The organism is Chryseobacterium sp. VD8 (genome assembly GCF_037149975.1).
GTDB lineage: Bacteria > Bacteroidota > Bacteroidia > Flavobacteriales > Weeksellaceae > Chryseobacterium > Chryseobacterium indicum.
Map to the genome: position 1 here is coordinate 1 of NZ_JBBCQL010000105.1, position 14703 is coordinate 14703.

Annotated in this window: 14 protein-coding genes; 11 read left to right on the top strand and 3 right to left on the bottom strand. The window is 35.4% G+C overall.

The window, feature by feature from the left end:
• Nucleotides 1-176 precede the first annotated feature (176 nt).
• From WFK35_RS12610 to WFK35_RS12630, 5 genes are all read left to right on the top strand, one after another.
• On the top strand, nt 177-920 hold the full coding sequence (locus tag WFK35_RS12610; RefSeq protein ID WP_336732886.1) for a hypothetical protein: 744 nt from the start codon (nt 177-179) through the stop codon (nt 918-920).
• Between the two features lie 19 nt (nt 921-939).
• Entirely contained in the window at nt 940-1548 is a 609-nt protein-coding gene (locus WFK35_RS12615) for a hypothetical protein (RefSeq protein WP_214590739.1), read from the top strand.
• A 50-nt stretch (nt 1549-1598) separates the two neighbouring features.
• Nucleotides 1599-2324: a sensor histidine kinase gene (locus tag WFK35_RS12620; protein WP_336732887.1), complete on the top strand. Its 726-nt coding sequence runs from the start codon at nt 1599-1601 to the stop codon at nt 2322-2324.
• Nucleotides 2293-2970, top strand: a complete 678-nt coding sequence (locus WFK35_RS12625; RefSeq protein ID WP_214590737.1) for a response regulator transcription factor — start codon at nt 2293-2295, stop codon at nt 2968-2970. The genes WFK35_RS12620 and WFK35_RS12625 overlap by 32 nt, the downstream gene beginning before the upstream one ends.
• A gap of 136 nt (nt 2971-3106) precedes the next feature.
• On the top strand, nt 3107-4456 hold the full coding sequence (locus WFK35_RS12630; protein WP_336732888.1) for a T6SS phospholipase effector Tle1-like catalytic domain-containing protein: 1350 nt from the start codon (nt 3107-3109) through the stop codon (nt 4454-4456).
• Nucleotides 4457-4529: 73 nt separating this feature from the next.
• On the opposite strand, the gene WFK35_RS12635 is transcribed toward WFK35_RS12630, so the two are convergent.
• The 3 genes from WFK35_RS12635 to WFK35_RS12645 form a co-directional block, all read right to left on the bottom strand.
• On the bottom strand, nt 4530-4871 hold the full coding sequence (locus WFK35_RS12635; RefSeq protein ID WP_336732889.1) for a hypothetical protein: 342 nt from the start codon (nt 4869-4871) through the stop codon (nt 4530-4532).
• A 33-nt stretch (nt 4872-4904) separates the two neighbouring features.
• Nucleotides 4905-5324: a hypothetical protein gene (locus WFK35_RS12640; protein ID WP_336732890.1), complete on the bottom strand. Its 420-nt coding sequence runs from the start codon at nt 5322-5324 to the stop codon at nt 4905-4907.
• Between the two features lie 100 nt (nt 5325-5424).
• Nucleotides 5425-5958 carry a TetR/AcrR family transcriptional regulator gene (locus WFK35_RS12645; protein ID WP_336732891.1) on the bottom strand — a complete coding sequence of 178 codons (534 nt, stop codon included), beginning with the start codon at nt 5956-5958 and terminating at the stop codon, nt 5425-5427.
• A 186-nt stretch (nt 5959-6144) separates the two neighbouring features.
• On the opposite strand from WFK35_RS12645, the gene WFK35_RS12650 reads away from it, so the two are divergent.
• The 6 genes from WFK35_RS12650 to WFK35_RS12675 all read left to right on the top strand — a co-directional run bounded on the left by WFK35_RS12650 (nt 6145) and on the right by WFK35_RS12675 (nt 14207).
• Nucleotides 6145-8076 carry an ABC-F family ATP-binding cassette domain-containing protein gene (locus WFK35_RS12650; protein WP_336732892.1) on the top strand — a complete coding sequence of 644 codons (1932 nt, stop codon included), beginning with the start codon at nt 6145-6147 and terminating at the stop codon, nt 8074-8076.
• A 157-nt stretch (nt 8077-8233) separates the two neighbouring features.
• A complete protein-coding gene (locus tag WFK35_RS12655; RefSeq protein WP_336732893.1) occupies nt 8234-8590 on the top strand; it encodes a hypothetical protein in 357 nt (118 codons plus the stop codon).
• Nucleotides 8591-8887: 297 nt separating this feature from the next.
• The gene (locus tag WFK35_RS12660; RefSeq protein WP_336732894.1) at nt 8888-11272 is read left to right on the top strand and encodes a TonB-dependent receptor; all 2385 of its coding nucleotides are present in this window, start codon (nt 8888-8890) and stop codon (nt 11270-11272) included.
• A 49-nt stretch (nt 11273-11321) separates the two neighbouring features.
• The gene (locus WFK35_RS12665; protein WP_235129764.1) at nt 11322-11909 is read left to right on the top strand and encodes a hypothetical protein; all 588 of its coding nucleotides are present in this window, start codon (nt 11322-11324) and stop codon (nt 11907-11909) included.
• A gap of 153 nt (nt 11910-12062) precedes the next feature.
• Complete coding sequence (locus WFK35_RS12670) at nt 12063-13397, top strand: trigger factor (RefSeq protein ID WP_214590729.1); 1335 nt, start codon at nt 12063-12065, stop codon at nt 13395-13397.
• A 114-nt stretch (nt 13398-13511) separates the two neighbouring features.
• A complete protein-coding gene (locus WFK35_RS12675) occupies nt 13512-14207 on the top strand; it encodes a hypothetical protein (protein ID WP_336732895.1) in 696 nt (231 codons plus the stop codon).
• Nucleotides 14208-14703 lie beyond the last annotated feature (496 nt).

Here is a 14703-nt window from a genome sequence, read left to right on the forward strand (position 1 = left end):
GAAAAAGTTCTGAAATATTATTATGATCTGGGTAAAATCTACTATATCAAGGAAAAACAGCAAAGTTGTTACCATATTACGGTGAAGAATTATTAACTAATTTTCAATTATGCGTGAGATACTTGCATAGATAATTTAGTTTCTATAATTTTATGCCTTAGAAAAACCGTGAAAATATGAATACATTCAACAGAGAACAATGCGAGATAGCATTTGCAGCGTGGGATAACTGCCGTGGAAATTACAATGCCATTAAAGATCTGATTCCTACCAATTATGTTTTTGATTTTGATGCTGAACAGATCAACTGGATGAAGACCGAAAATAAATGTACTGAGTTTTGTGCTCAGATCGGTATTTATGAGAATAAAATGGTTGCTGTTCTTTGCCCGATGGATGAAGGAGGACATAAAAAAGAAGTACAGGATTATCCTTACAGCTTTTTAGCCGAACTGAAGGAAGATCTTAATCTGGTAGAAACGGAAGAATATACGCTTGTGAAAAATGCGGTTCTTTCCAAAGATCTTAAAACAGTCGATAACAGTTCGGATATGTTCTGGCCGATTGCCAATAAGCCGATGATGGAGCAGGATAAAGCAATCGAAGCAATTGAGTCGTGGAGAAATGATGCGATGATTTGGTTCTACAGAGAATGTACAGAATTTCAGGGAGCAAGAATTTTTAGGCAGTTTTATGTACCTGCAGAAAATCTTAATCCGCCGAAAGCCGGGCTTTCTCATATGGTTTGCTCATTCGGACTGAAGTTTTCTCAGGTGTATCAGAGAGTTTTGCCTACGCTTATTTTCATTTCTTTTTATACTACAGGTCTGGAAGGCAGTGAAAACGGAGTAAGCGTTGAAAAAATCTCCAATACATACGATTGGTCAAACGCATGCCCGCCTATCTGCCAGTTTACGTAATTTATAACTAAAATATATTGTGGATATTTACCAGGTAATACTTTATCTTAATAACAGTTTACTTGTTATTTGTGCTTTAATAGGGATTTTAAAGTACAAAACTCTTAGAAACACAGAAAAATGGTATGTATATTATATCATTTTTCTTTTTTTGATAGAAGCGGCAGGAAGAGTTTCTATCAGTCTCTTTCATGTAAAGGGTCTTGATTTTCTGTTTCCTTACTATGTGGCAGGAGAATTTCTCATCTTAGGAATTCTTTTCGTGAAAAAATTAGCATTGCCGTGGTATTGTTATATTCCGGTAGGATTATTGGCGCTCTTCTTTTTGCTGGATACGGAAATGGTAACCAATGAAGTAAAGAAGGTGATTTCAAATATTATTGTGATCTGCTTTGCCGGTTATGCGCTGCTTATGGAAATTAAAAATACCCAGGTGAATGACCGCTTCATGGCTGTAGACAGCCTTATTTTCCTGTATTATGGATTGTCGGTTTTTTTATTTTTCCTTCTTCGCCAGCTTGCGGATTTTGGGGTAAAACAGGCGGGAATGATCTGGAGTATCAATAATATTCTCTGCAGCTTTTTATATATATCAATCATCTATACCTTTTTAAGATTAAAGAAATAACCTTAAATATCACTTTTTTTGTTGCACTGATTGCTGTTCTGGTAATCATTATGACTTTTATTCTGCTTGCGTACCGGAGTTTTATCCAGAGAATTATTAAAGAACAGAATGCGCAGCATGAAGCGGAAGTCCGGCATCAGAAAAATCTGGCACTGGAAAACATTAAGGCGCAGGAATCTGAGCGAAAAAGAATTGCGGTAATGATTCATGACGATATCGGAAACCGTCTGAATATTCTTTCTTTATGGCTGAATAATTTAGACACCAAAGGAGATGAGCTGATTAAAAAAAATATCACCACTCAAATGTCTTCTCTGATAGATTCTGCAAGAAGCATCTCTCATTCATTATATCCCGTAAATCTTGAATCCGTAGGTCTGGTTCTGTATATTGAAGAACTGATAGCCAATTTAGCAGGAAGGATAAACATTTCACTGAACGTAAGTCCGAAATTTCAGAAAAAAGAAATTTTTATAGAAGTTCAGCTGTACAGGATTATTCAGGAATTTACCACCAATGTTCTCAAACATTCGGAAGCATCAAGAATCTGGATCTATATTAAAGACAATAAAGCAAATCTTGCGGTTATCATTTCGGATAACGGACAAAGTTTTGAATATGATGAGGTGAAAAAAGGTATGGGTATCAAAAATATCGAATCCAGAATAAAATCTATGAACGCGGCGCACAAATGGAAAAATACTATTGGTAAAGGCAGCCGGTTAATTATAAAAATTCCATACAATGAACTCCCAGATCAAAATAGCGTTAATTGATGATGAACAGCTGATTCTCGAAGGCGTAAAAATGTTATTGTCTTCGGAACCCAATATTTCAGTAGGATCTACTTCTACCAATGGTCCGGATTTTCTGGAAACTTTAGAGAAAACCTCCGAAGAAGATTTCCCCGATATTGCATTGGTTGATGTACAGATGCAGCCCATGAACGGGTTTGAGCTGGTTGAGATTTTAAAAGAAAAATATCCCCATCTTAAAATCATCATTCTTTCTTCCCATTACAAAACAACCATTCTGGGATATATGGTGAAACTCGGTGTTTCAGCATTTCTGCCGAAAAACTCCAATAGGAATGCTTTTATCGAAGCCATTACAATGGTGTACAAAAACGGAATTTTCTTCACTCCGGAAGATCATCAGATGATTTTTTCTTACATGAACAGTCCTACCAAAAAAAGAACGCTCTTTGAAATGGATGACGAACTTTCGGACCGCGAAAAAGATGTGGTGAGGCTGATCTGTCAGGAATGCACCAATAATGAAATTGCAGAAAAACTATATATCAGTCCAAGAACTGTCGAAAGCCACAGGCAGAGAATTGTAGAGAAAATCGGCGCTAAAAATACAGTGGGAATTGTAATTTATGCCATTATCAACAATATTCATCCTCTGGAAAGAATCTGATTCCGTAGAAATACGGAATTTTTTATTTGGTACTTTCTACTCTATTATCCCGGTTTTTTTCATCGTTACTTTGGAGTGTTCATATAATAAGTGCTTCATTTTTAATAATGAAGACAAGATAAAACCACAAAGTGTAATGGAAAACAACATCATCTCTGTCGGAATTTTCTTCGATGGAACAGGAAATAACGGGATGAATGCTACTTCTCATGAAAAACCACTTAAAAATAACGAAAGCTATTACGGTAATATTACCAATATCTATAAATTATTTAAGCTGTTTAATGGCGATGAGAAAAAATATGTAGAAGGAATCGGAACTGTTACAGGAAATGAAGACAGTGATTTTGCGATGGCTACGTGTAAAAATCCTGCGGGATACCAAGGATATTCTTCTGATGATAAACTGGAAGACGCTTTATTATTTATTAAAAATACAGTTCACGAAAAGGATAAAGAATATCATTTGTACGTCTATGGTTTTAGCAGAGGTGCCATGCTGGCAAGGAATTTTTGCAATGAAGTAATACATCATACTTCCGAATTTTCAGGAAAAAAAGTTAAAATTAAATTTCTTGGGATTTTTGATACCGTAGAATCTGCCGCTTTCAGCGATTATGATGTGGCAGTTTTGCCCGAAACGGAAAAAGTTCTTCATATCTGTGCAGTGAACGAATGCCGTTACTTTTTTCCTTTAACAGGCATTTTCGAAGAATCAAAAGAAAGAACAGATAAAAAATGGGAGAACGGAGGCTCTGTCTGGAAAGAAATTTTTGTTCCGGGTGCACATGCAGATGTTGGAGGAGGATATTTAGAAGGCTCCCAATCGGTGTATGTTTCCCCGAATTTTATTAAAAATACGGAGTTGTATTATTACGTGGAAAATATCAGAGGAACGGCTTTAGATTCAGAAAAAAAGAAAATATGGAGTCATATTTTGCAGTATTATAAAATTGACAAGGGCGAAGTTTTTTCTCAGGCATACGTTGCAAGAAATCTGGTGTACAGTGAGCTTTCAAAAGTGTATGGAAAACTGATGCTTATGGAAACAAATTCTCAGGAATCTGTATTTGATACGGATTTTGATGGGGACACATTTGCTGTTCATTCTGAAGAACACTCTTATCTGTCAGAACTTTCGGAGTCTTTGGGGAATTATGTTAAAAACCTTTCACCGGATCTTAAACCAGATTACAATTACGAAAAACTGGCAGATTATATCCATATTTCGGCTAATTTCGGCTTATATCATCCTGCTTTAATGATGGATTCCCAATCGGAAACCCATACGGAAATCATCAATAACGGACTGAATGTTCCGAGCAATTCGGATGATCAGTTCAATAAAAACCAATCCAGATTACAGTCGGAAATACATCATATTGAAGATTCTGTGGTTGATTATGCCTACGGAACCAATATTCCGAATAATGATAATTGGAGCCGTACGATATTGATCAAAGAAAATTTTTATAATAAATGTTAGTACATTTTCAGTTTTAAATTTAGGTGTTGAGCTGTCTTTAGTGGACAGCTCAATTTTTGTATCAGCTATATCATTAACGATTTCCGATTAACGTTAATTTTAGATCTCCCTTTTCTTTTATCAATAAAAATAAAAAATAAGGAGCAAAAACCATAATTCCCACAATACTCGCTGTAATCGCAATAAAGACAGAGTTTAAACTGAATTTATTACGCCACATGATCCATAATCCTGAAAGCATAAGATAACAGGAAAAATCCATATTAAATTGTCCGCTCCAGCCAATAGCCGCAATGTTATTAACGAAAACACTGAGCAAATCTGCGCCTTCCTTTTGAAAACAGAATATTGTGTACACAAACAGTGTTAAAGATTGAACAATTAAAAGAATTTTAAGAAAATTTGAATTTTTCATTGATGAATTTTTTGATAGAAATGGGTAAATATTTTAATTTTTAGCTTTTTTCCACAGAGGTCCTGCAGCAATGAGTAAAACAATAATATTGATAAAAGCATTGCTTGAATTTCCGGATGTTACAGAACCTGCGCTGTCTAGAAAAAACCATGATAAAAGTCCGGCTAAAACAGACCTTCGGATTTCATCGGGAGCCTTTGGATAAACCCATTTTTGCAGAAACCATATACAAATTCCCCAACCGAATAGAAAACCTCCTGTTAAAGCACTCAAAAATCGTGTGGTAGGATCATGAAAAGTCTGCAATCCGTCCAAGGGAAGACTCAGAAGATCCAAAGACCATCTTGCAGGTTCGGAAGTCTGTAACATGGTTCCCAAAAAGAAAACAGGACCAAATGAACCTATGACAATTGCTGTTACTTTTAAGTAGAAATGATGAAATTTTTGCGTCATGGAACGAATAATTTTTTGCAAAATTACTCACTTGATGATTTTAATGTTAGACGCTTCCGTACAATATAAAGGATTTATAAAAAGTATGTGCGAAGGATTTTTATTCAAAGTTTTTTGCAATTCTTTTTAAATTTTCAAAATAAGAAGTAAGCCATTCTTTAGTTATATTTTCAGGATTAATCTGTAGGAAAAAGTTTTCCAGAGCAAGTTCAAAAAGGCTTTCCAATTGTCGCTGAGAAAGTTTAAGCTGAAGATCTTCTGCCCAGATTTTTACGAACTCGTTTCCTACAATCTGGTTGGATTTTTCCAAAGTTTTCCGGAAATTTTGCTTCTGCTGATGAAAACGCAGTTGGCGGTTGAAAAGAAGGTCAATTTTATGTTCAGACAGAATTTCAATAAGTTCAGGATGTATATTTCGGGCATTTTTTTCTTTTTCTGCAATAATCTCAGATCTTTTTAAGTGAAAAACGAGTAATTCTTCCATAAATCCTTCTGTATCTGCAAAATGATGATAAAAGGAAGATTTACTTTTTCCGGTTTCTCTCGCAAGCTGCTCTATTTTTAATGCATTTTCACCAAGAATTGCAAAAGCTTCATAGCCTGTTCTTATCCAAAGGGATTGAGTATCTGTCATTATTGAAGTTTGTGTTTTGTTGTATTCAGCAGTTTATGTTCTGAAACGGGAATATAATTTTCTTCAAATTTAAAAATTAAAATTAAGGTTCAGCTCTATTAAATTTTTAACAAGTTTACAATTGCTTTATTTTCCGTATTTTTGCACCCGAAAATTCATTATTCACTATTAATCATTATTTAACACATGCTTTCGGTTCAAGGTTTAGGATTACATCATTCAGGAACATATCTGTTTCAAAACGTGAATTTCACGATTAAAAAGGATGATAAAATTGGTTTGGTCGGTAAAAATGGAGCGGGGAAATCCACTTTATTGAAAATGCTTTCCGGAGAAATTAATTTCTACGAAGGAAACGTGGTTCCGGAAGGAAACATCACCATCGGTTTCTTAAAACAGGATCTCGATTTCGTAAAAGGGAGAACAGTATGGGCAGAAACCATGCAGGCTTTTGAACAGATCAACGCATGGAAGAACGAACTGGAAGAGGTGAATCATCAGATGGCGACAAGAACCGACTATGAAAGCGATTCTTACACAGATCTGATTAATAAAATGACGGAACTGAACGATCTTCTGATGAACCACGATGCCTACAATCTTGAAGGCGACATGGAAAAAGTATTGTTCGGTCTTGGTTTCAAAGCGGATGATTTCCAGAAAATAACCGATGAATTTTCCGGAGGCTGGAGAATGAGAATCGAGCTGGCAAAACTGCTTCTGCAAAAGAACGACATCATGCTTCTCGATGAGCCTACGAACCACCTGGATATGGAATCCATCATGTGGCTGGAAAACTTTTTGAAAGATTATCCGGGAGCCATTGTTCTGGTAAGTCACGATAAGCAGTTTATGACTGCGGTATGTAACCGTACTTTCGATATCAACAACAAAAAAGTTGACGATTATAAAGCGAATTATTCCAAATATCTTGTCATGCGCGAAGATCGCCGCGAAAAACTGATTCAGGCTAAAAAGAATCAGGATGCGGAGATCAAGCAGATGGAAGATAACATCAATAAGTTCCGTGCAAGTGCTACAAAAGCATCTTTTGCGCAGTCTTTGATTAAAAAATTAGACAAAATTGAACGTATTGAAGTAGATAATGAAGACGTTTCCAAATTCAATATCCGTTTCGTACAGTCGCAGGTTCCGGGGAAAATTATTTTCGAAGCTGAAAATTTAGGAAAAGCTTATGGCGAAAAACAGATTTTTGATGATGTGGATTTTATCGTTCAGCGAGGAGACAGAATTGCGCTTCTTGGACAAAACGGACAGGGAAAAACAACGTTGGCAAAAATTCTTGCGGGAGACATCAAAGATTATTCAGGAACGTGGAATCTTGGACATAACGTAAACATCGGGTATTTCGCACAGAATCAGGAGGAAGTTTTAACCCCGAATAAAACCGTTCAGGAAGAAGCGGAAGACGCTGCAACCGAAGAAACAAGACCAAGAGTCCGTGATTTGTTAGGATCTTTCCTTTTCCAAGGGGAAGCGGTGAACAAAAAAACGAAAGTGCTTTCCGGAGGGGAAAGAAACCGTCTTGCGCTTTGTAAATTGTTGCTTCGTCCTTTTAACACGCTGATTATGGACGAACCTACGAATCACTTGGATATCCAGTCTAAGGAAATCATCAAACTGGCGCTTCAGAAATTTGAAGGAACGTTAATTGTAATTTCGCACGACAGGGAATTCTTACAGGGGCTTTGCGATAAGATCTACGAATTCCGCGATGGAAGAATGAAAGAATTCTTAGGAGACATTAATGAATATCTTGAATTCAGACAGAAAGAATCCATCAGAGAAATTTCTGCAGAAAAAGCAAAACTGCACGGAGAAGAGACTAAGGTTGAGGTAAAGGCAAAGAAAGAAGAAAAGCCTGCAACAGAAACTCAACAATCAACCATTGTAAGCAAAGAGCAGAAAAATATTCAGAATAAACTGAAAAAAGTAGAAGAAAAGATTACTGAACTGGAAACAAAAGTTGAGGAATTTGAAACTTCTTTCACTAAAGAAAATCCTTCGGAAGAAACACTGGAAAAATACAACAATACCAAAGAAGAACTGGATCTTGCTTTGCAGGAGTGGGAATATTTGGGGACTCAGTTGGATTAATTTCTAAGAAATACATAAAATAAACCTTATAGGTTTTTAAAACCTATAAGGTTTGATTACAGTTTGTAACAAAATTTCATATCAGCTTACTTATCAATTAATATATTTTAATAAAACTTTAATCTCAATTTTTAAATTATTTTTATAATTTTGACGAATGATTTTTAAAGAAAGCAGAAATCTAAAGAATTTTATTTCCAAATTATTGTTTGGAATCTATTTTCTTGCGCTGTTTTCCCAGAATTTCCACAGTCACAGTTCCGAAGAGGTTTTCAAAAACTTCAGTTTTAAAAAATCAGAAAATACGGTTACTAAAAATATAGCGAAGGAAAAAGCAGCAGACTGTCTTGCCTGCCATTTCTTAGCTACCGGACATACTTTAGTTCCTGAAGAATTCAGTTTTACTTTTGCACATTATACGCATGAAGTAAAGCAGATCATTATTGTTCAGGAAAAAATATGGTCTCAGACTAAATTTACCTTTCAGCTTCGCGGTCCGCCCGCAATTTCATAATTCATAGATTTTTTCGGATTTTTTGCCAGATAATTTTAAATACATGATGTATTTTAATTAAGCTAGCTGATTTTTTTAAGTCATTAAGATGATTTAGAAATTAAGTTTCGTTAAGAAAAATCATATAGATTTTTTGCATCCCTTAAAAGCAAGATTAAACTTAATGACTCTAAATTCTTAAAATAAATCTTAACGGTTCAAAATTGAGCATTTAGATTCATCGTCTGAAGCTAAAAAATCCAATTCAAATTTTAACGAAAAAGTACCCTGAAAAGTACACAATCAATCTATTTAACAATGAAATTGATCTATAGTTTTATGCTGATCCTTTGCGGATTTGCATTCACCAACGCACAGCAGACTTATACGGTAGAAGGAACAGTTCAGGATTTTCACGATAAAACCATGCTGGAAAATGCATCCGTGAAAATTGGAGATTTTTCTGCGAAAACCGATAAAAACGGTAAGTTTTCAATCAATAAAATTCCTGCGGGAAAATATATACTCATTGCTAAACATCCTGATTGTAATGATTATACTGAAAATGTAGGAGTTACACGGGATTTGCATTTAACAATTACGCTTGAACATCATATTCAGGATATCGAAACGGTGACCATTCACGGAAACCATAAAAGCAACGGATCTTTAGTAATCAAAACACTTGATAAATCTGAAATTCAAAGAAATTCCACAGATAATTTAGGGAATTTACTGACGAAGATTTCGGGAGTCAGTGCTTTGAAAACAGGAAATAATATCTCAAAACCGATTATTCACGGGCTTTACGGAAGCAGAATCTCTATTTTAAACAATGGAGTGAGACTTGCTGAACAGGAATGGGGAGTAGAACACGCTCCGAATGTGGATATCAATAATTTCCAGCATATCGACGTTATCAAAGGAGCTTCAGCATTGAAATACGGAAGTGATGCGATTGGCGGAGTCGTGGTGATGGAACCTGAAATTTTCCCTAAAAAGGATACTTTAAAAGGTTCAGTCGGTCTTACCGGAATTTCAAACGGAAAAGGAATGGCTCTGGATGCGGATGTGGCGAAAATCTGGAAAAACGGATGGGCGGTAAAAACCGGAGGGAGCGTCAAAAAACTCGGAGATCAGAACGCTCCGGATTATAACCTGATGAATACAGGAATGGATTTTTCTTCGTTTAATTTTACCGTTCAGAATAATACGTATGAAAGAGGAATTTCTTTCGATTATTATTTAACCAACCAGAATATAGGAATTTACAGAGGTTCTCATGTGGGAAACAATGAAGATTTTTACAACGCAACCACTACAAAAATTCCGATTTATACAGGAAGTTTCAGTTATGATATTGATAATCCGAGACAGGTGATCGAGCATCATATTGCGAAAGTTTCAGCTTTCAAAAGATTTGAAAATATCGGAAAAGTTTCTGCGACTTACAGTTATCAGTACAACCACAGACAGGAATATGACATCAGAAGAGGAGAACTGAAAGATACGCCTTCTCTGGATCTGGAACTGATGACGCATCAGTTTAATCTTAATGATTTGCTGGAAAGAGGAAAGTTTTCTCTGGAAACAGGGATTGATGCAAGTTTTCAGAACAACTATTCGGATCCGGCGACAAAAGCAAGGCGTCTGATTCCGAACTATGATAAATATGCTGCAGGTTTTTATTCCGTTTTTAAATATAAAATCTCCGGCAATTTCAATGTGGAGGCAGGAGCGCGATACGATTTTACCCGTTACGATGTTACCAAATGGTACGATAAAAGCGATTGGGAGAAGAGATATGCAGATTCTTATCCTCAGTTTTATGTAAAAACGGATCAGAACAGGATTCTTACGCGTCCTCAACTGAATTATAACAATGTATCTTTCAATGCAGGATTAGAATATCGTCCGAATTCATCTTTTGATCTGAAATTCAATTATGCAAAAGTGGGCAGAACACCGAATATTGCAGAACTGTTTTCAGACGGACTGCATCATTCTGCTTCTGTGATCGAAATTGGTGATATGGGACTGAAAAATGAACAGGGACATCAGTTTAATCTTACCGTTGATTCAAAATTCAACGTTTTAAAAGGATTGAATGTTTCTGTAAATTCTTACTTTTTTATCACCAAAAATTTCATCAACGAAGTTCCTACAGGAGTTCAGAATACAATCAGAGGAGTATTTCCGGTGTGGTCTTATCAGCAGATCGATGCCAAAATGTATGGGGTAGATCTGGATGTTACTCTTAAACTTACGGATCATCTTTCTTATGTAGGAAAGGGAAGTTATGTTTACGGACAGGACGACACAAACAATGTTCCGTTGATCTTAATGATGCCTCCTAATTTTTCCAATGCATTACAGTTTAAAAAGGAAAACTGGAAGCAGTTTTATTTTACGGTAGAAAACCAGACTTTTCTTAAGCAGAACAGATTTCCGGTGTACAATGCAACCATACCAATATATATAGACGGAGATGAAGTGGAAAAAACGGTGGATCTGAGTACTCCGCCAAACGATTATTCTCTCTGGAATATCCAGACAGGAATCAACATCAGCAAAAATCTTTCTGCGGGACTTATCGTGAACAATCTTTTCAATGTTTCATACAGAGATTATCTGAACAGAATGAGATTTTTCTCGGATGAGGCAGGAAGAAACTTTATTCTCAACTTTAGATACAGATTCTAAAGATTTTTAAAACCATCAGACAAAATATCAACTTTAAAATTTAAAAAAAATGAAATTATTCAATACTAAAAATATCATCAAATTATTAGCTGTTTTATTCATCGCTATCACCGTAGTTTCCTGTCAGAGAGACGGATCTGCGGCAGAAGACGATCTTCCTCAGGAAGACCTTACCAACATTATTTTGAATGTGAAAGATGTTGCGGCGGGAACTACCCAAACGTACAATTACAGCATGGGAGCGGGAGGAGCTCAGGCGATTAAATTAACCGACGGAAAGACCTATCAGGTAACTGCCACGTTTAAAAACGGAAACGAAGATGCCACTCAGGAAATTAAGGATGCAAAAGACGAACACTTTTTAATCTTCAATTTCCCAAATTCAGATATTGTTTTAACGCGTACAGACGATGCTTCTTCTACAAGAGCAGACGGAAAACGGGTAGGATTAAAAACGGAATGGGTGGTCAACAAAGCCGTTAAAAATCCTTCTGCAACAAGCCAGTTGATTTTCACTTTATATCATGAACCGGCAAGTGTAACGGAAGATTCCCAGACAACCACAAACGGCGTGATCTATGGAGCTCAGGTTGGAGGAGAAACAGATGCACAGGCAAACTATACTATTACGAATTAAAATAACCTTTTAATATCTTTAATCTTGTTAGTAAAACCATCGGAAATTTTCCGGTGGTTTTTTAATTTAACAATATTTAGCTTTTAAGTTGATTTTAAATGAACGATTTTCATAAAATTTTTATATTTTTGCAACCTAAAATTTTAATCAATAATGAAGGTTACTGCAAAAAACCATGATGATGTAAGTGCATTGCTTACAGTGACATTGGAAAAATCTGACTATAAAGAAAAAGTTGATAAGCAATTGATTAATTATGCTAAAAATGCGCAAGTTCCTGGTTTCAGAAAAGGAAAAGTGCCTTTGAGTATGGTTAGAAAACAATATGAAGCAGGTATTGCTTTTGAAGAAATCAACAAGCAGGTTTCTGATGCTTTAAACAGCTACGTAAACGAAAACAAACTAAGATTAGTTGGTCAGCCGGTTCCACAGCCAGTAAACGAATTCGATTACAATGCGGATCAGCTTGAAGTTGCTTTTGAAGTAGGATTTGAGCCTGAATTCACTATTGACCTGGCTAAATATGAGGCTCCTCACTACAAAGTAGAGGCTTCTGAAAAAGAAATCAACAAAAGTATTGAGAACATGCAGAAGCGTTTCGCAGAGCAGGCTCCTCAAGAAAAAATCAATAAAGATTCTTACATCGCTTTAGAAATTTCTCAGGTTGTGGAAGAAGATGCTGAAGGAGAACACCACCACCATCCAAAGAACGTTACCATTACTGCTGAAAACAAAGAAGCTTTCAAATTGGTAAAATCTTTGAAAATGGACGGTTCTGTAAAAGTTTCTAAAGAAACTCTTGCTGAAAACGAAGAACTGGCTAAAGAATTAGGATTCTCTAAAGAAGAAGTTGAGCATTTACACCACAACGAAGTGGAAGTAAAAGTAAAAGATTTCTACGGTCTTAACTTAGCTGAACTTAATCAGGAATTATTCGATAAAGTTTACGGAGAAGGAAACATCAAGTCTGAAGAAGAATTGAAAGAAAAAGTAAAATCTGAATTAGACGAATACTTCCAGCAAAATGCTGATGTTCATTTTGTGAATAAAGTATTGGAGCAGGTTTCTGAAAAAGAAGAAGTAAAGCTTCCTGAAACATTCCTTGTAAAATGGTTAATGTTCTCTAACCAGAACATCCAGTCTGAAGAACAGGCAAAAGAAATCCTTGAATCTGAGAAAAACCAGTTGAAATATCAGATCATTGAAGGAAAATTGATGAGTGATAACGACATCAAATTAGATTATGCTGATGTTTTAGGACAGGCTGAACAATTGGTAAGAAATCAATTGGCAATCTACGGAATCCACCATTTAGGAGACGAAGAGATCCAGAAATATGCTGTTGAAATGCTTAAAGATCAGGAGCAGGTAAGACAGATTTCTTCTGAAGTTGCGATGACGAAGCTGAAAGATGTAATCCTTGAAAAAGCAACGAAAAAAGAAACTGCTATTTCTCACGACGAGTTTTTGGAAGAGCTTAAAAAGTAATTTATTTTACTATAAATATTTGAAAACCACTGTTTTTACAGTGGTTTTTTTATTGATAAAACATCTGTATTTATTTGTTTAATATTCCTATATTTACGATTATAAACTTAATTTATGAAAAAGATCATCATTCCGTTTTTTTGCGCTGTGCTTTTTTCTACTTCGGTAGCTGCACAAAATACTACTGCAGCTCCGGCTAAAACGGAAGCTGTAAAATCTAAGCTTACTCCAAAAGAAGTTATCGATAAATATCTTACAGCACTTGGAGGAAAAGATAAACTTGAAGCGGTGAAATCAATTGTGATAGAGAATACAATTTCGGGGGCTGCGCTTCCGGGAGAAATTACAATGACAACCAAAAAACTGGGCAATAAGTTCAAATCTGAACAGTTTTTTATGGGACAGAAAGCGGCTTCTCAGTATTTTGACGGAGAAAAAGGTTATATGGAGCAGATGGGCAACAAAAGCGAAATTCCGGCAGATAAACTGGGAGATTTAAAGAAAGGAAAAATTATTGATGCTTTAGGATACGATTATACAAAGTTCAAGGATGTTACCACAGAAAAAATCGACGGAAAAGATTACAATGTATTAACTTCCGATAAAGGAAAATTCTATTTTGATGCTTCTACAGGTCTTTTATATAAAGCAGATGCAAAAGAAGGAACGGCTTTTACGAAAGATTATTTAACGGTAGACGGAATTAAATTCCCGTCATTAATTGAAGCGCAGGGAGGAGGACAGACCATGACTATTAAAACAACAAAGGTTACTCTTAATGCAGAAGTTACAGATGCGGATTTTAAATAAAACAACTTTAATTTAACATAATAAAATCGGGTTTTGCCCGATTTTTTTGTTGATATACTATTTTTAACTAAAGTTTAACTAAAAAAAGAGATTCTTTACATTCTGAATTTATATTTTTGCGGTATATAAACACAAAAACATACTGATGAGAAAAGATGACATTACTTTGGCTTGGGCTTTCCCTTTTAAAGCTGTTCTCATTTTCTGAAAATTCAAATCTTTTATCGGAAATTAATTAACGATAATTAACTCAATTTTAACTTAAAATAATAATTTAAACATTTCCACGTTAAGTGAATAAATTATATTTTTGAACCTTAAAAATTAATAATCGAAACAACTATGAAAAAAATGTTTTCGTCGCTTGCAGTTGTCTTTCTGATGTCTGCCAATGCATTTGCACAGAATATTCCTATGGATCCTTCTGTAAAGACCGGTACACTTCCGAACGGGATGAAGTACTACATCAAAAAAAATACATTACCCGAAAAGAAAG

Bases quoted from the DNA above. Each gene is read 5' to 3' on its own strand.
- WFK35_RS12610 (WP_336732886.1), top strand. From the start codon at position 177: ATGAATACATTCAACAGAGAACAATGCGAGATAGCATTTGCAGCGTGG.
- WFK35_RS12620 (WP_336732887.1), top strand. From the start codon at position 1,599: ATGACTTTTATTCTGCTTGCGTACCGGAGTTTTATCCAGAGAATTATT.
- WFK35_RS12625 (WP_214590737.1), top strand. From the start codon at position 2,293: ATGAACTCCCAGATCAAAATAGCGTTAATTGATGATGAACAGCTGATT.
- WFK35_RS12630 (WP_336732888.1), top strand. From the start codon at position 3,107: ATGGAAAACAACATCATCTCTGTCGGAATTTTCTTCGATGGAACAGGA.
- WFK35_RS12635 (WP_336732889.1), bottom strand. From the start codon at position 4,871: ATGAAAAATTCAAATTTTCTTAAAATTCTTTTAATTGTTCAATCTTTA.
- WFK35_RS12640 (WP_336732890.1), bottom strand. From the start codon at position 5,324: ATGACGCAAAAATTTCATCATTTCTACTTAAAAGTAACAGCAATTGTC.
- WFK35_RS12645 (WP_336732891.1), bottom strand. From the start codon at position 5,958: ATGACAGATACTCAATCCCTTTGGATAAGAACAGGCTATGAAGCTTTT.
- WFK35_RS12650 (WP_336732892.1), top strand. From the start codon at position 6,145: ATGCTTTCGGTTCAAGGTTTAGGATTACATCATTCAGGAACATATCTG.
- WFK35_RS12655 (WP_336732893.1), top strand. From the start codon at position 8,234: ATGATTTTTAAAGAAAGCAGAAATCTAAAGAATTTTATTTCCAAATTA.
- WFK35_RS12660 (WP_336732894.1), top strand. From the start codon at position 8,888: ATGAAATTGATCTATAGTTTTATGCTGATCCTTTGCGGATTTGCATTC.
- WFK35_RS12665 (WP_235129764.1), top strand. From the start codon at position 11,322: ATGAAATTATTCAATACTAAAAATATCATCAAATTATTAGCTGTTTTA.
- WFK35_RS12670 (WP_214590729.1), top strand. From the start codon at position 12,063: ATGAAGGTTACTGCAAAAAACCATGATGATGTAAGTGCATTGCTTACA.
- WFK35_RS12675 (WP_336732895.1), top strand. From the start codon at position 13,512: ATGAAAAAGATCATCATTCCGTTTTTTTGCGCTGTGCTTTTTTCTACT.